General features: G+C 63.8%; 22 protein-coding genes. 6 read left to right on the top strand and 16 right to left on the bottom strand.

All coding sequences use genetic code 11. The features are described 5' to 3' along the window. Positions 1-261 precede the first annotated feature (261 nt). The gene (locus tag N826_RS12785) at positions 262-690 is read right to left on the bottom strand and encodes a phasin family protein (RefSeq protein WP_044429245.1); all 429 of its coding nucleotides are present in this window, start codon (positions 688-690) and stop codon (positions 262-264) included. 315 nt (positions 691-1,005) lie between these two features. Between N826_RS12785 and N826_RS12780 the strand changes: the two genes are divergently transcribed. After that, positions 1,006-1,773 carry a proteasome-type protease gene (locus N826_RS12780; protein ID WP_044429242.1) on the top strand — a complete coding sequence of 256 codons (768 nt, stop codon included), beginning with the start codon at positions 1,006-1,008 and terminating at the stop codon, positions 1,771-1,773. Here N826_RS12780 and N826_RS12775 read toward each other — a convergent pair. Then, complete coding sequence (locus N826_RS12775; RefSeq protein WP_147040485.1) at positions 1,770-2,369, bottom strand: hypothetical protein; 600 nt, start codon at positions 2,367-2,369, stop codon at positions 1,770-1,772. The genes N826_RS12780 and N826_RS12775 overlap by 4 nt on opposite strands. 211 nt (positions 2,370-2,580) lie before the next feature. Between N826_RS12775 and N826_RS12770 the strand changes: the two genes are divergently transcribed. Further along, on the top strand, positions 2,581-3,843 hold the full coding sequence (locus N826_RS12770) for a D-alanyl-D-alanine carboxypeptidase family protein (RefSeq protein ID WP_052831139.1): 1,263 nt from the start codon (positions 2,581-2,583) through the stop codon (positions 3,841-3,843). A 12-nt stretch (positions 3,844-3,855) separates the two neighbouring features. Here the strand turns inward: N826_RS12770 and N826_RS12765 are convergent, their stop codons facing one another. The 7 genes from N826_RS12765 to N826_RS12735 all read right to left on the bottom strand — a co-directional run bounded on the left by N826_RS12765 (position 3,856) and on the right by N826_RS12735 (position 12,153). Continuing rightward, positions 3,856-4,590 (bottom strand): isochorismatase family protein, encoded by a 735-nt coding sequence (locus N826_RS12765; RefSeq protein ID WP_044429241.1) that lies wholly within the window; start codon positions 4,588-4,590, stop codon positions 3,856-3,858. Positions 4,591-4,658: 68 nt separating this feature from the next. After that, complete coding sequence (gene pgmG / locus N826_RS12760) at positions 4,659-6,044, bottom strand: phosphoglucomutase/phosphomannomutase PgmG (RefSeq protein WP_044429239.1); 1,386 nt, start codon at positions 6,042-6,044, stop codon at positions 4,659-4,661. Beyond that, the gene (locus N826_RS12755) at positions 6,041-7,396 is read right to left on the bottom strand and encodes a UDP-glucose dehydrogenase family protein (RefSeq protein WP_044429238.1); all 1,356 of its coding nucleotides are present in this window, start codon (positions 7,394-7,396) and stop codon (positions 6,041-6,043) included. The genes pgmG and N826_RS12755 overlap by 4 nt, the downstream gene beginning before the upstream one ends. A gap of 45 nt (positions 7,397-7,441) precedes the next feature. Then, on the bottom strand, positions 7,442-8,311 hold the full coding sequence (gene galU / locus N826_RS12750) for a UTP--glucose-1-phosphate uridylyltransferase GalU (protein WP_044429235.1): 870 nt from the start codon (positions 8,309-8,311) through the stop codon (positions 7,442-7,444). A gap of 111 nt (positions 8,312-8,422) precedes the next feature. After that, the gene (locus N826_RS45220) at positions 8,423-9,154 is read right to left on the bottom strand and encodes a DnaJ domain-containing protein (RefSeq protein ID WP_044429233.1); all 732 of its coding nucleotides are present in this window, start codon (positions 9,152-9,154) and stop codon (positions 8,423-8,425) included. A gap of 18 nt (positions 9,155-9,172) precedes the next feature. Then, positions 9,173-9,889, bottom strand: a complete 717-nt coding sequence (locus N826_RS12740) for a vWA domain-containing protein (RefSeq protein ID WP_044429232.1) — start codon at positions 9,887-9,889, stop codon at positions 9,173-9,175. A gap of 209 nt (positions 9,890-10,098) precedes the next feature. Continuing rightward, positions 10,099-12,153, bottom strand: coding sequence for a molybdopterin-containing oxidoreductase family protein (locus tag N826_RS12735; RefSeq protein ID WP_044429231.1), 2,055 nt, complete (start codon positions 12,151-12,153; stop codon positions 10,099-10,101). A 130-nt stretch (positions 12,154-12,283) separates the two neighbouring features. On the opposite strand from N826_RS12735, the gene N826_RS12730 reads away from it, so the two are divergent. Next, positions 12,284-13,597, top strand: coding sequence for a hemolysin family protein (locus N826_RS12730; RefSeq protein WP_044429229.1), 1,314 nt, complete (start codon positions 12,284-12,286; stop codon positions 13,595-13,597). 4 nt (positions 13,598-13,601) lie between these two features. On the opposite strand, the gene N826_RS12725 is transcribed toward N826_RS12730, so the two are convergent. Then, positions 13,602-14,960: a dihydrolipoyl dehydrogenase family protein gene (locus N826_RS12725; RefSeq protein WP_044429227.1), complete on the bottom strand. Its 1,359-nt coding sequence runs from the start codon at positions 14,958-14,960 to the stop codon at positions 13,602-13,604. A gap of 114 nt (positions 14,961-15,074) precedes the next feature. Next, the gene (locus tag N826_RS12720; protein ID WP_244619529.1) at positions 15,075-15,929 is read right to left on the bottom strand and encodes a transglutaminase-like domain-containing protein; all 855 of its coding nucleotides are present in this window, start codon (positions 15,927-15,929) and stop codon (positions 15,075-15,077) included. Between the two features lie 412 nt (positions 15,930-16,341). Here N826_RS12720 and N826_RS12715 point away from each other — a divergent pair, with 412 nt between their 5' ends. Continuing rightward, positions 16,342-16,842 (top strand): YciE/YciF ferroxidase family protein, encoded by a 501-nt coding sequence (locus N826_RS12715; RefSeq protein WP_044429225.1) that lies wholly within the window; start codon positions 16,342-16,344, stop codon positions 16,840-16,842. A 63-nt stretch (positions 16,843-16,905) separates the two neighbouring features. On the opposite strand, the gene N826_RS12710 is transcribed toward N826_RS12715, so the two are convergent. Both N826_RS12710 and N826_RS12705 read right to left on the bottom strand, forming a co-directional pair. Beyond that, positions 16,906-18,474: a cisplatin damage response ATP-dependent DNA ligase gene (locus N826_RS12710; protein ID WP_044429223.1), complete on the bottom strand. Its 1,569-nt coding sequence runs from the start codon at positions 18,472-18,474 to the stop codon at positions 16,906-16,908. After that, positions 18,471-19,595 carry a ligase-associated DNA damage response exonuclease gene (locus N826_RS12705; protein ID WP_084720721.1) on the bottom strand — a complete coding sequence of 375 codons (1,125 nt, stop codon included), beginning with the start codon at positions 19,593-19,595 and terminating at the stop codon, positions 18,471-18,473. The genes N826_RS12710 and N826_RS12705 overlap by 4 nt, the downstream gene beginning before the upstream one ends. 126 nt (positions 19,596-19,721) lie before the next feature. On the opposite strand from N826_RS12705, the gene N826_RS12700 reads away from it, so the two are divergent. Continuing rightward, on the top strand, positions 19,722-20,657 hold the full coding sequence (locus N826_RS12700) for a carbohydrate kinase family protein (RefSeq protein ID WP_044429222.1): 936 nt from the start codon (positions 19,722-19,724) through the stop codon (positions 20,655-20,657). A gap of 10 nt (positions 20,658-20,667) precedes the next feature. Further along, positions 20,668-21,636, top strand: a complete 969-nt coding sequence (locus tag N826_RS12695) for a pseudouridine-5'-phosphate glycosidase (RefSeq protein ID WP_044429219.1) — start codon at positions 20,668-20,670, stop codon at positions 21,634-21,636. An 84-nt stretch (positions 21,637-21,720) separates the two neighbouring features. Here N826_RS12695 and N826_RS12690 read toward each other — a convergent pair whose 3' ends face one another. From N826_RS12690 to N826_RS12680, 3 genes are read right to left on the bottom strand one after another with little or no spacing between them, the layout of a single operon-like run. Next, entirely contained in the window at positions 21,721-22,233 is a 513-nt protein-coding gene (locus N826_RS12690; protein ID WP_044429218.1) for a DUF934 domain-containing protein, read from the bottom strand. Next, on the bottom strand, positions 22,220-23,956 hold the full coding sequence (locus N826_RS12685) for a nitrite/sulfite reductase (RefSeq protein WP_084720705.1): 1,737 nt from the start codon (positions 23,954-23,956) through the stop codon (positions 22,220-22,222). The genes N826_RS12690 and N826_RS12685 overlap by 14 nt, the downstream gene beginning before the upstream one ends. A 32-nt stretch (positions 23,957-23,988) precedes the next feature. Then, complete coding sequence (locus tag N826_RS12680) at positions 23,989-24,288, bottom strand: DUF2849 domain-containing protein (RefSeq protein ID WP_044429410.1); 300 nt, start codon at positions 24,286-24,288, stop codon at positions 23,989-23,991. Positions 24,289-24,341: the final 53 nt, after the last annotated feature.

The raw sequence follows: 24,341 nt of genomic DNA, 5'->3' as shown, positions 1-24,341 counted from the left end.
TTTAGCATTCATCGCGATGGACATCCTCCGACAATCATATGAGATTTCCGGACGCGCTTGGAAGAGGCGTGTTGCGTCAAAGCGTGTCGGCTATGACGTATTTCAGCGGATCGCTCTCTCACCCGCCTTTTCGCGCAATAAACGGGATGTCCTTGGTGGAAAAAAAGACAGGCCCGGCGGTCGTCTTGGACCGCCGGGCCTGTCCCGATCAAAAATATCGACGGCGCGGTGATTATCCCGCCGCCGGATCGACAAGGGTGATTACGCCGCCAGCGGCTTGGTCAGCTTGCCGAGGGTCGCGTTGATCTGGGCGCTGATCGGCTGGAAAGCCTCGTTGGCGACCTTGACGGACAGCTCGGAAACCTTGGTGCTCTCGGCGATGGCGCTGTCGAAGCTCTTCTTGGCGTAAGAGGACTGGAGGTCGACCAGATCGCGGATGGTCTTGACGGCCAGCGCCTGCTTGCCGGCGGCAGCGCCGCTTTCCAGCGTGTTCTGGGTATAGGCGACGGTGCTCTTGCTAATGTCCTCGAAGCCCTTGGCGAGGATCGAGCTGGACTTCACGAAGGCGTCGAGGTTCTGCTTGGTCAGCGCGTTCAGGCTCTCGAAGCCCTTGAGGAACTGCGAGGTGGACTTCTCGACCTGATCCTTGGCGGTGGAGACGAACTGCGCGTAGTTGGGGGTCGTGGCCATGTGATCTTCTCCTGGTTTGGCGCCGCACCAACTCCAGCGGAGGGTCACGGCGAAGTGCATCGGTATTCAGCGGCTTGAACTCTTATGCTGCAGTGCAGCAATGCCCTTACTATAAGCATTTCGGACCGGAGGTCAATGGTTTTTTGTGCACTGCACAATAAGTCGTCCAGAGCTCGATGCCGCCGTTCCGCCGGGCCCGTTAAGTCCCCTTTCACCGAAAAGCCGGATTGTCGGAACACGCTGGGTAGCGCGCTTGTGGCAGCCTGCCCGGCATGACAGGATACCCCTGCCCGCCCGCCTTTGGATTTTATCGATATGACCTATTGCCTTGGCATCAAGATCCGTGACGGCCTGATCGGCTTGTCGGATGGCCGGATCACCAGTGGTTCGCAGCTATCGGCAGCGCGCAAGGTCACCATCATGGGATCGGGAGCTCACCGCTTCTTCATCATGAACTCCGGCCTGCGCAGCGTCCGCGACAAGACGCTGGCCTATTTGCGCCGGGACATGACCAAGCGCCCGACCGAGAGCTTCGCCAGCATGCTCGACGCGGTGAATGCGTTCACCCACTGCCTGCGGCAGGTAGCCGCAGAGGATAAGGAAGCGCTGGAAGCCAGCAAGCTGACGTTCAACCTGCACGCCATCATCGGCGGCCGGCTGTCCGACGATCGCGAGCCGACGATGTTCCTGGTCTACCCGGAAGGCAATTGGATCGAGGTGGACGAACGCACGCCCTACCTGTCCATCGGCGCCACCGCTTACGGCAAGCCCATCCTGGACCGTGCCCTGCGTTACGACACGTCGATGCAGACGGCGCTCAAGCTGGCTTATCTTTCGTTCGACTCGACTCGGTTCAGCTCGGCCGATGTCGGCTTCCCGATCGACATGGTCGTAATGAACAACTCCGACAACGCCTGGAGACAGACTCAGTTCGACTACGATGATCTGGTCGATCAGCGCCAGTGGTGGAACCGGAACATCACCGATCTGGCTGCCCGGATGCCCGACGGTCCGTGGATCGATAAGCTGATGCCCAATGCCCAGCCGTCGCTGGCCGTGGTGCGGGGCGACGACAGCGATTAGTCAGCGCGTTCGCCGCCGGCACCCATGCCATCGGTGTCCATGCCGATGTTCTCGAACCTGTCCGACGGGTTCGAGAACGCGGTGAGGAAGTAGGATCCTTCATGACAGCCGCTGGCGAGCCAGAAGACTCCGCCCCGCTTGGAATGAAGCTCCATGGACGCCCCGTCGAAGACACCGCTCTCGGCGAGCCTCGACGTCAGCTTTCCGAACTGATCGGGCGACAGATAGAGCCTCATGCTTGCGGACTGCTCCGCGGCCAGCGTGTCTTCCGGATCGTGCCGCCAAATAGCATCGGCCGGTATGATCCGCGCCTCCACAACTGCCCCACCGACACCCGCTCCGCCTTCGGCACCGGCTTCGCCGCCCACCCGCGCGTCGGCGCCCCTTACTTCATATGTGCGAAGCTGCGCGTTCGCTTTGGAATTGTAGATCAGCCGATAGCGGTCGGGCTCGTCGCTGGAGCATTTTGCCCGGAGATCCTCGCCGTTGACGTAGCTGAACCATGTCAGCTTACGGGCGTCCTCCTCTCCCGCCGGCCCCAGGGAGGCACAACCGGACAGCAGGGAAACCCAGGCAGCGGCTAATCCGATCGGCAAGAGGCGCATACCAGAGAATATATCACCGCGCCGCACACTAGACGAGACGATCTCCCGATAATCTTCCGGAGCGTCGCTCCCTCACCCGTTCGGGGTTTATCTCAGGTGGCGGCCGATATACCCGATTAACGAAAGGGTGGTAGACATTGATTCTCCACGAAATTACCATCCTATCGAAAGTTAACTCTTATGGGCGCGAGGGGGTTCCGCCATGCACTTATCATCGTACAGGCCGGCACGCGTTCTGGTCCGGTTCATGACCGTAGCGCTTGTGCTGGCTTTGTGCGCGCTCGGCGGCACCCCAGCATCGGCTCAGTCGAAATATGCGTCGATCGTGATCGATGCCGGCAATGGCGAGGTCTTGTACCGGGCCAATGCCGACGATCCCAAGTATCCGGCATCCCTGACCAAGATGATGACCTTGTACCTGACCTTCGAAGCGCTTCAGAAGAAGCGGATCAAGCTGGGGCAGTATCTCACGATTTCGCGCAAGGCGGCGTCGCAGCCTCCCACCAAGCTCAACTTGAAGGCCGGGCGCAAGATCAGGGTCGAGCACGCCATTCTAGGGCTTGTGACCAAGTCGGCCAATGACGCGGCGATGGTATTGGCGGAGGGTATCGGCGGGTCCGAAGCCAGATTCGCCAGGATGATGAATCAGAAAGCCAAGCGACTCGGCATGATGCGGACGACCTTCCGCAACCCGTCCGGCCTTCCGGATAGCGACCAGGTGACGACCGCGCGCGATCTGGCGACGCTGGCGAATGCGCTGATCCGCGACTATCCGAAGTTCTATCCCTATTTCAGCCGGGCCAATTTCACCTATCAGGGCGTCCAGCACCCCAACCATAATCGCCTGATGGAAATCTACCAGGGGATGGACGGCCTGAAGACCGGCTATATCCGCGCTTCGGGCTTCAACCTCGCCGCATCGGCGGTACGAGACGGCCGCCGGCTGATCGCCATTGTCATGGGCGGTGACACGCCGGGCTGGCGCGACGAACACATGGCCGAGCTGATGGACCAGGGCTTCGCAACGCCCCGTACGCCTGCCCCCCTGGTAGCCTCACGTCGGGCGCCGGCCTTGCCGACCCGCAAGCCGGAAACCGGGATCGAGGTCGCGAACATCGAGGAATTGTCTGATGGCGACCAGATAGCCGCCCTGACCGCCAATCTCGCCCCGACCTCCGCCAGCCTGAGCAGCAGCGCCGCAGCGGCGGAAGTGCCGAATACCGCTGGCTGGGGCGTTCAAATCGGAGCCTTCGGAGATCCCGATGCAGGCCGGCGGGCACTTGCCGACGTGGCCCGCCGGATGCCGACGCTCCTGGCCTCCGCCTATCCCCAGATGCTCCCAATCACCACCGGTTCAGGTCGACTGTTCCGTGCGCGCCTGATGGGCCTGGACGAATCGATGGCGCGTACGGTTTGCGGCAGTCTCGCGCAGACGGGAGAAGACTGCCTGACCGTAGCACCATAAAAAAGCTCGCGATTATGCCAGTTCGCCGGCCAGCAGCGCACCGCGTGAGGCCATGAGGTACAGGCCTACGCGGTGCGCCTGCCGCTGAGGATGAGCGGCGGTTTCCGGCAGGCCGAGGTCGCAGGCGACCTGTGGCGGCAGGTCATAGGTCGCGCAAGCCGGCTCGTATACGACGACGTCCTCAAGACTTGCCGCCATGCCATGGTTGCGAGCCGACAGCAGCGTCAGCACGAAATCCATGACGCAGATATCCGTGCAAATCCCGACGACCAGAACGGATTTCAGGCCATTGCCGGCGATCCATTCGAGCAGCAGGTTGGATCCGTCGGGCTTGATGGCGCCGATGAAGCCGTTGATGCAGTCCTTACGGACCAGGGTGGCGTTCGGAGCGGCACCGAGCCATTCCAGTTCCGCAACAAGGTTTTCCTGTCCGGTGCCGATTTCGCAATGGGGCGGATAGGGAGGCTCCGCCTTGCCGGGGATGTGGGTATCGAGGAAGGCCAGGATCGGCCATTCCGCAGCCTCGAAGCGCCGGGCCAGAGCCACGGTTTCCGCGATCATGCGGCTGACCTGCTCATTCGGTGAAGCAGGAGCCAAAGGGCCGGCGCCGACGGTGCAGAACCCGTTTACCTCGTCCACGATGACGAGGCCGGTCGGCTTGGCGGCCGGGTCGAACCGGCCTAGAGCAATGGGAAAAGTCTGCTCGACGACATCCAGAGAGGTGTCGACAAAAATAGTGTCTGGCATATCCCGCATCCCCGTCGATTGCCGCATTCCATCACAGTGGACACGGCAATCGCGGGACGCAAGACAGATCAGAAGTCAGCCGGAGCTTCGATGCCGCTGGCGCTCAACTGTTCGACCAGCAGCGCCTTCAGCCGCTTCAACCCTTCAGGGCTGAAAGCCTCGCAGCGGGCAACCAGAACGTCCTGAGTGTTGGATGCGCGCAGCAGCCACCAGCCGTCCTCAGTGTTGACGCGGACGCCGTCGATGTCGTTGACGGTGGCGCCGCTGGCTGCCAGCCGGGCCTTGACCTCCTTGACGACGGCGAACTTGCGTTCCTCGTCGGCCTGGAAGCGGACTTCCGGAGTGTTGAAGACTTCCGGCAGGACGTCGCGCAGGTCGGCCAGCGGCTTATCGGACTTCGCCACCAGCGAAACCAGCCGGACGCCGCAATACAGCGCATCGTCGAAGCCGTACCACTTGTCGGCGAAGAAGATATGGCCGCTCATCTCGCCAGCCAGTGGCGAGCCCGTCTCCGCCATCTTGGCCTTGAGCAGCGAGTGGCCGGTCTTCCACATCAGCGGCTTGCCCCCCAGGCGCTCGATCTCGTCGAACAGGGTCTGGCTGGCCTTGACGTCGGCGATGATAGTGCCCCCGGGATGAGTCTTCAGCACTTCGGATGCATAGATCGCGACGAGCTGGTCGCCCCAGACGATCCGACCGCCGGCATCCACCGCACCGATCCGGTCGCCGTCTCCGTCGAAGGCGATGCCGAGATCGCACTTGTTCTCGGCGACCACCTTCTGGAGGTCCACCAGGTTCTCCGGCATCGTCGGGTCCGGATGGTGGTTCGGGAAGTTGCCGTCGATGTCCTCGTACAGCAGGATGTGCTTGCCCGGCAGCTTGGCGGTCAAACGCTTCAGGATCTCGCCGGCGGCGCCGTTGCCGGCATCCCAGGCCACTGTCAGTTCCTTGCCGCCGTCGTAGTCCTTCAGCAGGCGCTCGACATAGTGGTCCTGGATGTCGATCTTCTCGGACGTTCCGTCGCCGACCGCGTAGGCGCCCTTGGAGGCGATTTCGCCCAGCTCCAGGATGGCGGGGCCATAGACCGGAGCCTTGCCCATCATCATCTTGAAGCCGTTGTAATCCGGTGGGTTGTGCGAGCCGGTGATCATGACGCCGGCCGAGGCTTCGCGGTCGCGGACCGCGAAGTACAGCATGCCGGTCGGCCCGAGGCCGATCCGCTCGACATGCAGGCCGGTCGAAACCAAGCCTTCGACCAGAGCCTCTTCCAGTTCCACGGAGCTGAGCCGACCGTCGTAGCCGACGCATACGCGCTTGCCGCCACCCCGGACCACTACGGTACCGAAGCTGCGCCCGATGGCCTTCGCATCGGCGGCGGTCAGCGTCTTGCCGATGATGCCGCGGATGTCATACTCACGCAGAACGGTGCTGTGGAACTGATGGGCTTCACTCATGCTTCGAGAACCTTCTCACGCAGATCACGGTTGCTGATCCGATAACGCGACGGCCGGCCGACACAGGTATAGGCGAACCCGGCCATCTCCATATCGTCCGGATTGTAGACGTTGCGAAGGTCTACCAGAACCGGAGTTTTCATCAACTCCCGTGCGCGCTTGAAGTCGAGCACGCGGAACTCGTTCCACTCCGTCAGCAAGGCGATCACGGAAGCGCCTTCAAGCGTTTCATAGGTATCGCCGCACCACGTCACGCCCGGCAGAAGCTTTTCGGCCTCGTGCTGGCCGGCCGGGTCGAACGCGCGGATCACGGCACCCTTGGCCTGGAGCGCCGGGATGATGTCCAGCGACGGACTGTCGCGCATGTCGTCGGTGTTGGGCTTGAAGGTCACGCCCAGCACGGCGATGGTCTTGCCGTCGACGTCGCCGCCGCACGCCTCAACGATCCGGTCGGCCATCGACTTCTTGCGCTTGTCGTTGATGTCCACGACGGTTTCGACGATCCGCAGGGGCGAACCGTAGTCCTGCGCGGTGCGCACCAGCGCCAGCGTGTCCTTTGGGAAGCACGACCCGCCGTAGCCCGGACCCGGATGCAGGAACTTCTTGCCGATGCGCCCGTCGAGGCCGATGCCCTTGGCGACGTCATGAACGTCGGCGCCGACCTTCTCGCACAGGTCGGCGATCTCGTTGATGAAGGTGATCTTGGTCGCCAGGAAGGTATTGGCCGCGTACTTGATCAGCTCGGCCGTTTCCAGGCTGGTCATGACGATCGGCGTTTCGATCAGGTAGAGCGGCCGGTACAGGGCACGCATGACGGCGCGGGCGCGATCGCTGTCGGTGCCGATCACGACCCGGTCCGGACGCAGGAAGTCGCCGATGGCGGACCCTTCGCGCAGGAACTCCGGGTTGGAGGCGACACCGAACTCGACGTCCGGGCGTGTCTTGCGGATGATCCGGGCGACCTCGCGGCCGGTGCCGACCGGGACCGTCGACTTGGTCACGACGACGGTATAATCGTTGATGCCGCGCGCGATTTCCTCGGCGGCGCCATAGACGTAGCTCAGATCGGCATGGCCGTCGCCCCGGCGCGACGGGGTCCCGACGGCGATGAACACCGCATCGGCATCGGCGACAGAGGCTGCCAGATCGAGGCTGAAGGACAGCCGGCCTGCCTTGACGTTCTTGGCGACCAGCTCATCCAGGCCCGGCTCGTAGATCGGGATCTCTCCCCGGTTGAGCCGATCGATCTTGCCCGCATCCTTATCGACGCAGGTGACGGTGACGCCGAATTCTGAGAAACAGGCGCCCGAAACCAAGCCGACATAGCCAGTGCCGATCATTGCGATACGCATAGATGTGCCTTCTTTTAACTTGCCGAAAATGCAGCGGGGGGTCGTTTACAATATCTTGGCGAGAGCTTCACGCACCTTCGGCCCAAGGTCCGGGTTCTCGAGGGCGAACGCGATGTTGGCTTCCAGGAACCCGACCCGGTCGCCGCAATCGTAGCGGGTACCCTGGAAACGGAGGCCGTGGAACGGCTGGGTCCCGATAAGACGGGCCATGCTGTCGGTAAGCTGGATTTCGTTGCCCGCGCCGCGCTCCTGGCGGTCCAGGTGACCGAACAGCTCGGGCTGAAGGATGTAGCGGCCGATGATCGACAAGGTCGAGGGCGCCACGTCCGGCTTCGGCTTTTCGACCAGCCCCCTGACGGATGCCAGCCGGCCATCGTCGGACTCGACGTCGAGGATGCCGTAGCGGTTGGTGTGCTCGCGGGGCACATCGACCACGGCAACGATGTTGCCGCCGACTTCGTCGTAGGCCTCGACCATTTGCTTCAGGCACGGCGTGCCGGCCAGCACGACGTCGTCGGGCAGCAGCACGGCGAAGGGCTCGTCGCCGACGAGCTTCCGGGCGCACCAGACGGCATGGCCAAGCCCCAGGGGCTGCTGCTGGCGGGTGTAGAAGAGCTTGCCCGACCCGATCTCGGTCGCCCGCACCGCATCGAGCATGTCGAGCTTGCCGCGAGTTTCCAAAGTCTTGTTAAGGTCGGCATTGATGTCGAAATGGTCTTCGATGGCCGATTTGCCCTGGCTGGTCACGAAGATGATGTCTTCGATCCCGGCAGCGCGGGCTTCCTCGACGGCGTGCTGAATCAGCGGCTTGTCGACCAGCGGCAGCATTTCCTTTGGAATTGCCTTGGTCGCGGGCAGAAACCGGGTGCCCAGTCCAGCAACCGGGAAAACCGCCTTTCGCACTGCTTTACGCATGGATATCTCTTTTCGCTACGCGTGGATGGTGGGAATAACCCGTAACCGAAGCGGCATTGTCTACGCCCGGAATCTTCTGCCACAAGGACACGCTGCAACGCAACCCACGCATTATGAACGCATCAGCAGATCTTTCGCCTGATTGATCTTTGCCGCGAGGTATGTCGAACCGCCCTGATCGGGGTGCATCTTCAGCATAAGTCTTTTGTGCGCCTCTTTTATTTCCTCCACCGAAGCACCCGGCCGAAGCCCTAGAATTTCGTAAGCTTCGTCACTTGTCATAGCACCGCTCCCGGAGCGGGCTCCCTTTCCTCCACTCTCGCGTTCTCCGGAATTGTCATCACCTGACCCGGAGGCACGCCAGTCGTCCGGCTGGGTCCTGTCCAGATAGGCCTCAAGGACGACGGCGGACTGCTGATCGCCGGCCCGGCATTCGTCGAGCAGGGCCAGCAAGTCACTCAGCGGCATGTCGTTGAGCATCCTCCCTTCGAACGCGCCGCGCAATACCTCACCGCTCATGGCGCCTGAATCATGGTCGAGCCACATGCGGAGGAACATCGTCTCGACCGTCGATGTCTGGCCGTCCGAAGGACCGGCCGCAGCACGGACCCGGTTGATGATCGATCGCCAGCGCAGCACCATCGGAAGCACGAAGGCGCCGATCGCCATCGCGGCCCCCAGACGCCCGGTCACCGCCAGAAACACCACGACGACGACCGTGACGCCGATGGTCGTGTAGCGCACGCCCCGCGCAAGGCTTTTCGGGTCCGCATTCACGAAGGCCCGCGCCAGCAGAAAGAAACCGATCAGGAGTGCGATGCCGAGCAGGAACAGCGGAAACATCTGGCGTCGTCTTTCCCCCTACCTGTTGCCGACCTGGTACGAGAGTTGGCGGACCACTTCACCCTTGCCCCGGCTGTAGTCGGCAAGCGCCGGCCTGCCGCCGGCGGCGAAAACAGCGACTGCACTCAGCAGGTCCTTCAATTGCTGAGCGCTGGAAGCGTCGAATGGGCAATAGGCCCCGCCGCTGAGGCGCGCGATCTGCTCGAACGCCCGCCGCGCCACCGCCTCGCCGCCCTCGTGGAACATGAAGACCGGCACGCCGAGCAACCCAAGTTCGCCGGCATGATGGCAGAGCCTGTCGACATCCTCTTCCATGCAGTCGCCGACGAAGACGACGGCATTCACCTTTTCGCGATGGCTTTCCTTAAGCGCGTGCTTCAGGACGCGGCCGATCTGCGTCTGACCGCCGAGACAGGTGACCGCCGTCATCCGCTTCAGCAGGTCCTTGGCGCCGCCGACCCAGGGACTCGCCTGACACTCACGGAAGCCACGGTAATACACCAACTGGACGTCGAGACCGCCGAGCGCCGACGTCGCCTCGAACATTTCCGCCTGGATCTGGCAGGCCTTGTCCCAGGATGCCTGCCGGCTCGCCGTCGCGTCCATCGCGAACATCAGCCGCCCGCGCCGGCCGGATTGTCTCAGGCTGGGCGTGGCCGCCACCTTGCGCAGAAAGGCGTCCACATCGCTTCGCGTAGCTTTGGCGGTCGGCAGTGTGCGGTCATCGTCTGCCATGGCGTACCCCTCCTGCGGAAATGGTAACCTACAGCGGCGTCCCACCTATTTCAGAGATGGAGGCGAAAGCCGCCCTGTCCAGGGTGGCTCCGTCATCCATTTGGTGAACCTAAACGAGTTTGGGAAACGCCGCCACGCCCGGTGGCGGCAAACACCCGAATCGTATACCCACACCGAAGGCGACATTCTAGCCGCGCCGGCCGGACTTCCTATTCCGGCTTCAGCCAGACGGCCGTGTCATGGAAGACGGCTCCGCCAAAAGGCGGACCGGGATCGGCGCCGGTCAGGACGTTGATGCCGATCCCCTCGATGAAGCTGCCGTTGGGCCAGATACCCTCGACTACCACGACGCCGGGCTGAAGCCCGTCGAAGGGCTTCACATGGATCAGCACGGTCCCTCGTCGGTTTCCGATCCGGACGACACCCCCATCGGTCAGGCCAAGGGCGGCACAGTCCTTGGGGTGGATCAGCGCGGTCGGGCGCCCTTCCCTCGCACGCGACGCCGGGACTTCCGTGAAGCTGCTGTTGAGGAACTGACGCGCGGGCGGCGCTATCATGCGGAATGGGTGTTCCGGCGTCGCCTTCTCGATCACGTCGAAGTGGTCCGGCAAAGCCGGCATGTCCGAGAAGTTCGGCCCGACGCGAGACCAGTCCGGCTTGAAGTGGAAGCGCCCATCGGGCGTGCCGAAGCCCTTTTCGAAATGCGTGTCGGTCCCTGCGATGCAGTCGAGCCAGCGGGCTTCGCTCAGTACTCCGGCACCGGGCCAGCCTGATGCCTTCAGCGTCGCATCGACCAGTTCCCAGGCCGTCAGGTCGAACCCGGGATGGATTGCGCCCAGCCTCTTTGCCAGGCCGCAGATCACGGCATGGTTCTCCCGGCACTCGCCCGGCGGCTCGATCTGCTTCGTCCCGATCTGGAGATGCATCTGGCCGCCCGCCGTATAAAGATCGTCGTGCTCGATCATCATGGTCGCCGGCAGCACGATGTCGGCCAGTTGCGCCGTGTCGGTCATGAACTGCTCGTGGACGCAGACGAACAGGTCGTCGCGCAGTAGCCCTTCCCGCACCTTGGCGCTCTCCGGAGCGACCGCCGCCGGGTTGGTATTCTGGATCAGCATCGCGTGGACCTGCGGCCCGTCGCCCAGCGCATCGCGCTCGCCGACCAGGACGGGACCGATCCTGGACATGTCGAGCATCCGGACCGCGGGGTCGAACCGGTCCCGTCCCTCGATCAGGGTCTTGTTCAGCCGGTAGATGCCGGAGTTGCTGTAGAGGGCTCCACCGCCCTCATGCGACCAGGCGCCGCTGACGACGGGAAGGCAACTGACCGCATGCATCTGCGCCGCCCCATTGCGGGAACGGGAAAAACCATAGCCGAGCCGCAGGAAGCTGCGCTTGGCGGCACCGTACATACGGGCAAAGTCGACGATCTGCTGCTCGTCGATACCGGTGATCGCGGCGGCCCAAGCGGGCGTCCGCGTCCTCAGGTGCTTTTCAAGCTCCTCCGGCGCATCGGCGAACCGCGCCATGTATTCGCGATCGGCGTAGCCCTCGGCGAACAGCACGTGCATGACGGCGCAGGCGAGCGCCCCGTCGGTGCCGGGCCGCGGCGCAAGATGCAGGTCGGCCCGTTCGGCCGTGCCCGTCCGGTAGGGATCGACCACCACCAGCTTGGCGCCGCGCTCCTTACGCGCCTTGGAAATCCAGGTCATCACGTTGACCTGCGTCGCTACCGGGTTGCCTCCCCACACGACGATCAGGTCCGACTTCGCCATCTCTCGCGGGTCGGCGCCGCGCTTGACGCCGTTCCCGGCCAGCCAGCCGGCATCGGCCAGCGCGATGCAGATGGTGTTCGCCTGTCCTGAATAGCCCATGACGTGGCGCAGACGCTCGATGCCGTCGCGCTGCACATGGCCCATGGTGCCGGCATAATAATAGGGCCAGACCGCCTCCGGTCCATATTCCCGCGCAACCTTCGCGAACTGTTCGGCGACGATGTCAAGCGCCGCCTCGAACGAGATTTCCCGCCACTGGCCAGAGCCCTTGGGTCCGACGCGCTGGAGCGGCTTCAGCAGCCGCTCCGGGTGATGGACCCGGTCGGCATAGCGGGACACCTTCGCGCAGATGACGCCGTCGGTGTAGCTGTTGGCTGCGGCTCCGCGCACCTTGCCGATGCGGTCCGGCGCCAGCTTTTCTACCTCCAGCGCGCAGGTGCTGGGGCAGTCATGGGGGCAGACGGACGGGACAAAGATCGAATCGGGCACCGGACGAACTTTCAGAAGGACTGCTGAGCAACCAAACTTAGCCACTCGACGCTCTCCCGGCAATCCGCCTTACCGTACCTCCCTCCGCTTGTGATAACGTCCCTTACCGAAATTTCAAACCGAGGAGTCGATGCTCGCCTGGGAACTGATCGTAGTCGTTCTGCTGATTCTGCTGAACGGCTTTTTCGCCATGTCGGAACTGGCGGTAGTTTCTGCCCGGCGGGCAAGACTTCAACAGATGGCGGACGAGGGACATCGCGGAGCCAGGGCCGCCGTCCGGCTCGTAGAAGACCCGAGCAAGTTCCTGTCCACCGTCCAAGTCGGCATCACGCTGATCGGTATTCTGGCCGGTGCCTATGGCGGCGCCACCTTCGCCGGCTACCTCGCGGTCGAACTTCGCGAGATCCCGGCGGTCGCACCCTATGCCGACGGCGTCGCCATCGCCGTCGTGGTCATGACCATTACCTATCTGTCCCTGATTGTCGGCGAACTGGTCCCCAAAAGGATCGCCCTGGTCAACGCCGAGCGAATCGCGGCGTTCGTCGCGCGGCCTATGGGCGTCATCGCCACGATGGGCGCACCGCTGGTCTGGCTGCTCGGCGTCTCCACCAACCTCGTCCTGCGCCTGCTGCGGCTGGATAAGGTCCGCCAAGCGGAAGTGACCGAGGAAGAGGTCAAGTCGATGATCGCGGAGGGTGCCCGAACCGGCGTCTTCGACCCGGCGGAGCGCGAGATGCTGGAAGGCGTCCTGCGGCTGGCCGACCGGAGCGTGCGCACGATCATGACGCCCCGGCCAGACGTCGTCTGGCTGGACATCGGCGACAAGCCGGAAGACATCCGGCGCGAGATCGCGGCAAGCGGCCGCTCGCGCTTCCCGGTCGGCAGGGGCGACCTGGACGAGATCGTCGGAATCGTCCATAGCAAGGACCTGCTCGACCTGCTGCTGAGCGGCAAGACGCTGGACCTCCAGGTCTGCCTGCACAAGCCGCTGATCATCCACGACGGGACGCCGGTGCTTCGGGTGCTGGAGCTGTTCAAGCAGGCAGGCCTTCATATGGCCATCGTGGTCGACGAATATGGCAGCATCGAGGGTATCGCGACGGTCACCGATATCCTGGAAACGATCGCCGGCGACTTCCCGGACGAGGGGGAGGAAGACGCGGGCGCCGTCCGCCGCGACGACGGATCGTGGCTGGTGGACGGCATGCTGCCGGTCGATGAGGTCGAGCACCGGCTGGGCCTGCGCGGACTGCTCGGCGACCGCGACTTCCACACGCTTGCGGGCTTTATCCTGGCGGAATTGGGCCATATGCCGCGTGCCGGCGAGCACTTCGTCTGGCAGGGCAGCCGGTTCGAAGTCGTTGATATGGACGGGCGCCGGGTGGACAAGGTCCTGATCACCCTGCCCGCTCCGGTCGGCGACGACGAAGACTACGACGGCTGAGGCATCAGACCATCGCGGACACGTCGGAGCCGCCGGTCGGATAGGCGAACGACGTTTCGGCCAGCGCTTTGGCGGGAATGCCGTGGCGGATCGCCAGTGCGAACAGGTTGATGACCTCGTCGGCATGGGGGCCGACCAGATGCGCGCCGAGGATTCGGCCGCTGCCTTCCTCGATCAGGACCTTGTGGCCCGAACAGGTCTCGTTGAGCCGCCGGGCTGAAAACCAGTCGTCGGTCACCGCGTGGTTGACGCGGAAAAGCAGGCCTTGGGCCAGTGCCTCCTCCTCCAGCAAGCCTACCCGCGCCAGCGGAGGTACTGAGAAGACGACGCTCGGCATGCCGGCGTAGTCGGTCCGCCGCAAAGCCTCGCCCGCCAGGATGTTGGCGGCGATCACCTCGGCGTCGTGGCTAGCCTTGGGAGTCAGCGGCATGCCGGACGCAGCCGCGTCTCCGGCGGCGAAAACACGCGGATTGCTGACGCTGCGGAGATGGGCGTCGACTTCGACGCCGCTTTTGCCGGTGCGGACGCCGGCCTTTTCCAGATCGAGTCCCTGGATGTTGGGCATGCGGCCGGCGGCATGGACCACGAGGTCGGCATCGAATCGGAGGTGCCTTCCCTCCTGATCCGCATGGACTCGGAAGCCGGACTCGGTTCGCTCCACCACGGTCACGGCGGTACCGGGGCGGATATCGACCGGCAGGTCGTGGGTCCGCTCGACCAGGAGGTCGACCAAGTCGGGATCGAAGCCCCCAAGCAGACGCTCACCGCGTTGAAGCACCGTGACCTCCGAAGAGGCGCGGAATGCCAAGTGGGCGAACTCCATCGCGATATAGCCGCCGCCCACCAGGACGATACGGCGCGGCAGGTCGTCGAGGTTCAGGAAGTCTTCGCTGGAGGCGACCAGATCGGCCCCATGGATGGGCAGGGGGACCGGCTTCGATCCGGCGGCTATCACGAAGTTGTCGGCTTCCAGAACCTCGCCGCCGACATCCAGGGCGTCGGCGCCGACGAACCGTGCGGTACCGTGGACCATGACGATGCCGGCTTCGGCGAAAGCCGTTTCCTTCGCTTTGGGGACGGGATCGGTGAACCGGCGCTTGAAGGCCATCAGGCTGCGCCAGTCCGGGACCGGTAGATCGGAGAAGACGCCGATATCCGGTTCCGCCAGCCGCTCCATCGCGGCCAGCGGCTCCGCCATGGCGCGGAGGACCTTTTTCGGGTCGCATCCGCGAAGCTGGCAGGTACCGCCAAAAGGGCGTTCGTCGACGATGGCAACCTTGCGTCCCGCTGCCCGGCATCGACGTGCGATGGCGGATCCGGCGACACCGGTTCCCACCACGATGATATCAAAACGTCGACTCATTCCGGTCCTCTCCCCTAGGGCCGCCCTCATGCCGCAAGCATGCCGGTCCGGCAATGCCACGTCCTGGGACAACACCTGTTGCGGCATCTTGTCATCATGCCGCTAGAGGGGAAATCAGGCGACCTGTTCGGTCCAGACCTCGAAACTCTTCAGGATATGCGGCCCGAAGGTCGTAATCATGGCGACATCGGCGGCGTCGCGTCCTTTCGCAATCGGGATGCGTCCAACGCGCGGTTGATTGTGGCGAGCATCGAACAGGTGCCAGCGTCCATCGAGATACGCCTCGAACCAGGCGTTGAAATCCATCGGCGACGGGTTCGGCTCGATCGCGATGTCGCCCAGGTAGCCGTTGACGTACCGCGCCGGAATGTTCATCGCCCTGCACAGGGCGATCGACAGATGCGCAAAGTCGCGGCAGACCCCCCGGCGCTCCTGGAAGGTTTCCGACGCCGTCCGAGTGTTGCGGGCGAACTGATAGCCGAACTGGACGTTGGCGTTCACCCAATCGCAGATCGTCTGGACACGGCTGAAGCCAGGAGTCGTCCAGCCGAACAGGTTCCAGGCATCGTTGGCCAGCAGATCGGTGTCGCAGTACCGGCTGCCGTATAGGAAGGGCAGGACATCGGGCGGCAGTTCGGCGACCGGATGCTGGCGTGCGCCGAATTGCTTGAAGTCGGGCAACCCGCTGTCGCGCACAAGCCCTACCGAGCGGAACACCGTGGTGCCGGGCTCGAGACGGAACCGTGAGCATCGGTTGCCGTAAGTATCGATGAAATGATCGCCGGGAGCTTCCGGATACGTCTCGATGGCATCGTACTTCATCAGCAAGTGTTCCCGGCTGGGATGAATGCCCAGCAGCAGCACGACGGTAGTCGGCTGAAAAACTTCGATGGAGAACTCGTAGCCGGCCTTGATGAGGATGCCCGGATCGGTCTGCCCGACCCAGTTGGATGATGCGATGATCGACACGTTCAGAAGTCTCCCCTAATTGTTTGCCAGTACTTGAGGATGCCACCTCAATTAGTCAAATGCGTGAACCGAATAGCAGCCCTCGGCTTTTCGGGGAAGTTGACTAAAAATTTTGCAAGAGACTTCTGTTTAGGCGATCATCTATCCTGTAAACAGATTTGACGATCCCATGACGCCAAAAAATTTCTACTTCATTATATTGATCGTGCTCTTACCACGATAGGCTAGGACGCGACAGCGTTTGGAGGGAAGCAGCTCGGCGGTTGGGTTACGCGATTGGATTCCGGCGCATCGAGCGTCGCAGCAAAAACATCACGGAACTCCCCTGAACGGCGCCTGTTGGAGGGTGGCAATCGCAATGGGACAACCCTTGCGACAATAAAATTAACCACCTTCGCCAACGGAGCATATGATGGCTGTCAAGAACATGCAGGACCTCCTGATCGAAGAACTTCGCGACATCTATCACGCCGAAAAGCAACTGACTCGGGCGCTGCCGAAGATGGCGCGAGCCGCTTCCAACGAGAAGCTCAAGCAGGCTTTCACCCAGCATCTCGAAGAAACTCAGGGCCAGATCGAGCGCCTCGAACAGGTATTCGAGAAGCTCGATACGCGCACCCGCGGCAAGCACTGCCATGCCATGGAAGGCCTGATCGAAGAGGCCAAGGAAGTCATGGAAATGGGTCTGGCGCCTGAGCTTCTGGACGTCGCGCTGATCGCGGCGGCCCAGAAGGTCGAGCATTACGAGATCGCGGGCTATGGCACCCTGCATGCCCTGGCGCAGGCCTCAGGCCTGGACGAAGTCGCTCAGCTTCTCGAGCAGACGCTGAACGAAGAGAAGAAGACCGACGAGCTTCTGAACAAGCTCGCCATCAGCGACGTCAACAAGAAGGCCATGAAGGCCGCCGCATAACCCGGACCGATGCCTTGAACCCCCGCCTTCGGGCGGGGGTTTTTGTTTGTCCGACACCCAGCTTCACTCAACGATCAGCTTCTCCAGTGTCTCCAGCCGGTCGGCCTCGTGCGGCGGCTTGTCCCAGCGGATGCGGGCGACGCGAGGAAAGCGCATCGCGACGCCGCTCTTGTGCCGGGTGGAGCGGTGGACGCTGTCGAAAGCCACTTCCAGCACCAGCCCCTGCTCGACCTCCCGCACGGGACCGTAGCGCTTGGTCGTGTGGTTGCGCACCCACTTGTCGAGCCGTACCAGCTCCTCGTCGGTGAAGCCGGAATAGGCCTTGCCGACCGGCACAAGCTCATCTCCCTTCCAGGCGCCGAACGTGTAGTCGGAGTAGAACGACGACCGTTTGCCGTGCCCGCGTTGCGCATACATCATCACGGTGTCCATGGTCAGCGGTCCGCGCTTCCACTTGAACCACGGCCCCTTGGGCCGGCCGGCGACATAGGCGCTGTCGAACCGCTTCAGCATCAGGCCTTCGATGGAGTTCTCACGGGCGCCGTTGCGCAACTCCGCCAGCTCGCCCCAGGTCGTGAACGGCAGCATCGGCGACAGGTCCATCCGCTGCGGTTTCGCCCTGCCGTACCAATCCTCCAGCCGCTTCCGCCTGATCTCGAATCCCAACTGGCGCAGGTCTTCCGGTCCCTCGAACAGGATGTCGTAAAGCCGGACATAGGCCGGATAGTCCAGCAGCATCTTCGCGGTGACCGCCTTTCGGTTCAGCCTTTGCTGAAGGTCGTTGAACGGCGCCACCACGCCGTCACGGGTGACCAGCAGCTCACCGTCCAGGACGGCGTCGAAGTCCATCGTTTCCAGTATGTCGGGGAAAGCCGGACCGATATCGTCGCCGGTGCGCGAGTAGATGCGGCACTCGCCGCCCTTCGCCACGAGTTGGACGCGGATGCCGTCCCACTTCCATTCCGCCCGGTAGATCGAAGCGTCAAGCGCTGCGATGTCGTCGTCTTCCAGCGGAGAGGCCAGCATCAATGGTCGAAAGCCCGCCCCTTCGCCGACGGCGGGCCGCTCCGCCTTGCCTTCCAGCCAGTCGAACAGCGGCCGATAGGGGGGAGTAAGCCCATGCCAGACTTCCTCGATCTCATCGACCGGGCACTTGCCCCATTCGGCCAGCGCCGTCTTCGCGAGCCGCGCCGACACGCCGATGCGGAGCGATCCCGTGATCAGCTTGATCAGGGCATAACGTCCTTGGGCATCCAGCGCGTCGAGCCAGCGCTCGACCACCTTCGGCACATCGACGCGGCGGGTCTCGGCCAGAGTCTCGACCACTTCGCTCAGATCCGGTTCGCGGTTCGCCCCTGGACGCGGCGGCCAGATCAGCGAGATCGTCTCCGCCGTATCGCCGACGAAATCGTACGACCAGCCGTAGAGAACAGGATCGACCCTGGTCATGACGAGGTTGCGGAGAGCGGCCGGCTTGGCGTCGGTGAAGCTCAGTCCTCCCGTCAGGGCCGCCAAGGCGAAGCCCCGCTCCGGGTCCGGAGTGTGGCTGAAGTAATCGCCCATCAGCCGGATCTTGCCGTTGCGGGACGGCGTGAAGATCAGCCCGTCGATCAGTTCGGCAAAACGCTTCACAGCAGCTCCCCTTGCGTCGGCGATCCGCCCCGAACCGGCACTTCGGGCGGTTCGGGCATCTCACCCTGCCCTTCCTCGTCGAACCCGACCATTGCCAGTGCCCGCGCGCGGATGCCCCGGCTGGTCGCGTGGTGGACCAGCGCCTCTTCCCGCCCATGGGTGACCCAGATTTCCGGAGCGCCGACATCGTCGATCGTCTGGCAAAGCTCGTCCCAATCGGCATGGTCCGAGATCACCAGCGGCAGTTCGACGCCGCGCTGCTTGGCTCGCTGGCGCACCGTCATCCAGCCGGAGGCCATGCAGACAACAGGGTCCGGCAGCCGGCGCGCCCAGCGGTCGGCCACCGCCGAGGGCGGCGCCATGACGATTTGTCCGACGAAGGCATCCTTTTTCAGCCCCGTGGCGGGCCGCAGGTCTCCCAAATCCACGCCCAGTTCCTGGTAGAGGTTGGACAGCGGAATGAGCGCACCGTGGAGAAAGATCGGCTTGTCGTAACCGGCCTTGCGCAGCAGCGCTATCACCCGCTGGCACTTGCCGAGCGCGTAGGCCCCGACCACGTGGCTGCGCTCCGGGAAGAGTTCGACCGAATGGAGCAGCCGGGCGATCTCGCCCTCATCAGGCGGATGGCGAAATACCGGCAGGCCGAAAGTCGCCTCGGTGATGAAGACGTCGCAGGGCACCGGCTCGAACGGCGCGCAGGTCGCGTCGGCGCGCCGCTTGTAGTCACCGGAAGCGACGATGCGGCAGCCACGGTATTCCATCACGGCCTGGGCACTGCCGAGCACGTGGCCGGCCGGTACGAAGGTGACGTTGACTTCCCCTATCCGCAGACGCTCGCCATAGGGCAGCGCTTGCAGCGATGCACCCGCCGCATCGCCGTAGCGGGCGCGCATGATCGCCAGCGTATCCGGCGTCGCCAACACCCTTTCGTTGTTGGGACGAGCGTGGTCGGCATGGCCGTGCGTGATGACGGCGCGCGCCGCCGGACGGACCGGATCTACGAAGAAATCTCCTGGCTCGACGTACAGTCCCTGCGGGAGCACCTTGATCCAGGACTCCGGGACGGGGATGGAAGCGGATGCCACATTGGCCGAGGGCGCGGCAGGGGTCGTACTGGTCATGTGTGTCATATGGGTGATGTCGACCAAAAAAGCCAAACCTTGAACTCTGCCGCCTCTTGCGGGGCCACCCGTTTAAAGTGCATCCTGATCATAGGAAGCATCTGGTGCCCGAGAGAGGCTAATCCCATGGAACGAACGGTCGCCTGCATCGGAGCCGCTCACATCGATCGAAAGGCGACAGCCGCCGGACCGATCGTTCCCGGCAGTTCCAACCCGGTTACCATGCGGGTCGGCGCAGGCGGCGTGGCGCGCAACGTAGCCGAGAATCTGGCACGTCTGGGACTGTCCGTGACCATGGTGAGCCGGGTCGGCCACGACCGGGAAGGCGACGCGGTTCTCGACAGCCTGGGCGAAGCCGGGATCGGCTTCGATCTCGTCACCCGCTCGGTCGGTTCGCCGACCGCCACCTACACGGCGCTGCTGGACAAAACAGGCGACTTGGCGATCGGTCTTGCCGATATGGGCATCTACGACGAGCTGACCGTAGACGTCCTGGAACCGCTTCTCCCCCGATTGGAGGATATCCCGGTCTGGTTCATCGACTGCAACCTGCCCGCTGAGTCTCTCCGCTTCCTGCTGCGCCGCAAGCCGAAGGACTGCAAGATCTACGTCGACTGCGTGTCGGTCGCCAAGACCGCCCGGCTCCAGGGTATCCTGGGCGGCATCGACACACTGTTCGCCAATGCCGACGAGGCCAGCTATCTGTCTCATATTCCGATCCGGGCACCACTGGACGTCTGCGAAGCCGGCTACCGCCTGATGTGCAACGGGGTCGGCAGCGTCGTGATCACGCGCGGCCAGGAAGGCGCCTTCGTGGCATCGCCCTTCGACTACGACTTCTTCATGCCGCCGCCGGTCGATGTCAACGAGGTGACGGGGGCGGGAGACGCCCTGATCGCCGGCGTGATCTTCGGCCGAATCAGCGGCCATGACATGGCTGAAGCGATGAGTCTCGGTCTCGCCTGCGCCGCCTGGGCGGTCGAGACGGAGGCGACGGTCAATCCCTCGCTCAGTGCCGACAGGGTGATCGAACGCGCGGGACTTTTGCTGAAAACCGGTTAAACTCCCCCGCATGCACGATTACCTTGCCATTCATCCCGAGGTCGCCGAGGCGCTCCAGGCCAGGAAGGCCGTGGTTGCCCTCGAATCGACCATCATTTCCCATGGGATGCCCTATCCCCGCAATGTCGAGACCGCGCGCCTGGTCGAACAGACCTTACGCGACGGCGGCGCCGTCCCGGCGACCATTGCAGTGTTGGATGGGCGCATCCGCATCGGCCTGACCGACGACGATCTGGAGCACCTTGCCACCAGCAAGTCCGTGATCAAGGTCAGCCGCCGCGACCTTCCCGTAGCGCTGGCGACCCGTGCCGACGGCGCCACGACGGTCGCCGCGACGATGATCTGCGCCGCACTAGCCGAAGTCCCGGTCTTTGCCACCGGCGGCATCGGCGGCGTCCATCGCGGAGCCGAGAGCACGCTGGACATCTCGGCAGACCTGGACGAACTGGCCATCACCAACGTCGCCGTGGTTTGCGCTGGGGCGAAGGCCATCCTCGACCTGCCGAAAACGGTCGAGTACCTGGAAACGCGGGGCGTTCCGGTGCTGGGCTACGGCACCGACGAGTTGCCGGCCTTTTACACGCGCAGCAGCGGCATCAAGCTGGCGTCACGCTGCGACGACCCGTTGACGGTGGCGCGAATTCTGCGCGCCAAGTGGCAGTTGGGGCTGAAGGGCGGCGTCGTAATCGCCAACCCGATCCCGCAGTCCGCCGCGCTGGACCAGGGCATGATCGACGGCGCCATCGCCCAAGCCCTGACCGACGCCGACGAACAAGGCATCTCCGGCAAGGAGGTGACGCCATTCCTGCTGTCACGGATGGAAGAACTGACCGGCGGCGCCAGCCTGGAAGCGAACATCGCCCTGGTCCGCAGCAACGCGGCCGTAGCGGCGTCGATCGCCCATGCCTACGCGGAACTGAACACCGAAACGGCGCTGCCGCCCAAGCCGCACCTGACACGGACGCGGCCCTGGTATTGAGGGAGCAGAAATGACCCTCCATGAAAAGCAAAAGCGGCGGCAAGTGATACTTGCCGCCGCTTTTGCTTTCGTCTGCCCTGCCCCTCAGCCCTGAACGGCTTCCGACTTCAGCCAGCGGTTGATGAGAGGATTCGGATCGTCCTTGCCGAGGCCCGGCTGGTAGACGACGCTGACTTCGCTCAGCGCGTTAACCCAGCTCTCCAGGTTGGTGCCTTCCGGAGCCTCGACCGAGGTGAAGCCGGTGCGCTTCAGGAACAGGTACTGGTCTGGCAGGACATGGCCGACGGCCCTGATCTCGCCCTCGTAGCCATAGCGCTCCCGCAACTCGCGCGCGGTCGAGAAGCCCCGACCATCGCGGAACTTGGGGAACTCCACCGCGACCAGCGCGAAGCGGTCCAGGTCCTCGGCAATGGCGGGGGCCAACGTGCCGCCCTTCAGGCGGACGCCGAGCTTGGTATTGCGGCCGGCGAAGCTATCGCGCTCCGCCTGCCAGCGCTCGAAGCTGATGATGGCCGGGATGTCGCCGGGGACGGGTTCGCCGTCCGGCACGCTGGTCCAGCTATCTTCGGCCGGACGGCCATCTTCAATCAGCGGCATAGATACTCTCCTTGAAGGGGCCGTGGCCGATGCGGCGGATCGTGTCGAGGAAGCGTTCGCCCTCGGTACGGTTGGCGAGATAGATCTCCACCATGGTGTCGATCGCGTCCACCGCCGCCTCTTCCGTGACCGCCGGGCCAATGATGTCGCCGATGGCCGTCGTCAGGGTCGCATCGCCGCCGATGGTGATCTGGTAGCGTTCCTCGCCGCGCTTATCGACGCCCAGGATGCCGATATGCCCGACGTGATGGTGGCCGCAGGCATTGATGCAGCCGCTGATCTTGATGCCGAGTTCGCCGATGGCCTGCTGCCGCGCCGGATCGGCGAAGCGCGCCGAAATGGCCTGCGCCAGCGGGATCGAGCGGGCATTCGCCAGCGCGCAGTAGTCCAGCCCGGGGCAGGCGATGATGTCGCCGATCAGGCCGATATTGGCCGTCGCCAGACCGATCGCGTCGAGCTGCCGCCACAGGTCGAACAGGTCATCCTTGCGGACATGGGCCAGGACGAGGTTCTGGGCGTGCGTGACCCGGATCTCGCCGAAGCTGTAGCGGTCGGCCAGATCGGCCAGCGTGTCCATCTGCTCCGACGTGATGTCGCCGGGGATGCCGCCGGCCGGCTTCAGCGAGACGGAAACGATGGCATAGCCAGGCGCCTTGTGCGCGGCAAGGTTGACCGTTGACCAGCGGGCGAACTCGACGTTCTCGGCCTTGCTGCGCTCGAACTCGGCTGATTCGGCCGGCAGCCTCTCCAGACCGGGCGAAGCGAAGCGGGCGCGGATACCCTCGACGATCTCGGGCGCCAGGGTGAACTTGGGACGCGGCAGGCGGGCGAACTCTTCCTCGACCTCGGCCTTGAACTTGTCGATGCCCAGCTGGTGGACCAGGATCTTGATGCGCGCCTTGTAGATGTTGTCGCGCCGTCCGTACTGGTTGTAGACGCGCAGGATCGCTTCCAGATAGGCCGCGAAGTCCTGCTCCGGCACCCATTCGCGAACCAGCTTGCCGACGAAGGGGGAACGGCCGAGGCCGCCGCCGACATAGAAGGTGAAGCCGGTCTCGCCGGCCTCGTTCCGCTTGGCGATCACGCCGACGTCGTGGGTCCGGATCGCGGCGCGGTCGCTGTCGGAGCCCATGATCGCGATCTTGAACTTGCGCGGCAGATAGGTGAATTCCGGGTGCGCGATGGTCCACTGGCGCAGGATCTCGGCATAGACCCGGCCATCGACGATCTCGTCGGCGGAAGCCCCGACGAACTGGTCGGTGGTCACGTTGCGGACGCAGTTGCCGCTGGTCTGAAGGGCGTGCATGTCCACTTCGGCCAGTTCGCCCAGGATGGCTGGCGTGTCTTCCAGCTTGATCCAGTTGAACTGAAGGTTCTGGCGCGTCGTGAAGTGGCCATAGCCCTTGTCGTATTTGCGGCCGATCTCGGACAGCTTGCGGAACTGCGTCGTGGTCAGGACGCCGTAGGGGACGGCGATGCGCAGCATATAGGCGTGAAGCTGGAGATACAGGCCGTTCATCAGGCGCAGCGGCTTGAACTCGTCTTCCGTCAGTTCGCCGGCCAGACGGCGCGTCACCTGTTTGCTGAACTGCTCCACGCGCTCGGCGACGAAGCGGCGGTCGAGGTCGTCGTAGCGGTAGATACCGGCGTGGTCGTCCGGCTCGGAACCGAAGGTGCCGGGACCAGGGATGCCAGGATCGGCGCGGAAAGCGGTGGCAGTCATTGTACAGGTTCCAGAATGTTGCGCGACGAGGATCAGGCCGCGGCCTGCTTGCCGAGATCGGTTCGAACGGTGGGACCAAGCGACCGGATACGTTCGCGGATCGTTACCGGGACCCGCTTGCCGTCCTCGACAAGGACCTCGAACAGGTAGATATCGACGGCGAGACGCTCTTTCTCAGCCTCGGCCTTGGCGGATGCCAGCTTGGTTTCGGCGGTCGCCTTGTCCTCGTAAAGGCTGGCGCCGGTCAGCCTTTCGACCCAGCCCGCTTCGTCGTTATAGAAGACGACGGCGCCGTCGCGCAGCCGGTTGCCAGTGATGGCGCGGAAACTCATGGCGATCCCCTTAAACATCTCTCGTACAAGCCGGCTGACTGAAATTCATGGCC

This window comes from Skermanella aerolata KACC 11604, from assembly GCF_000936425.1.
In the GTDB taxonomy this organism is placed as follows: Bacteria; Pseudomonadota; Alphaproteobacteria; order Azospirillales; family Azospirillaceae; genus Skermanella; species Skermanella aerolata.
The sequence above is the reverse complement of the archived record's forward strand: the minus strand, read 5'-3'. Positions and strand labels throughout refer to the sequence as shown.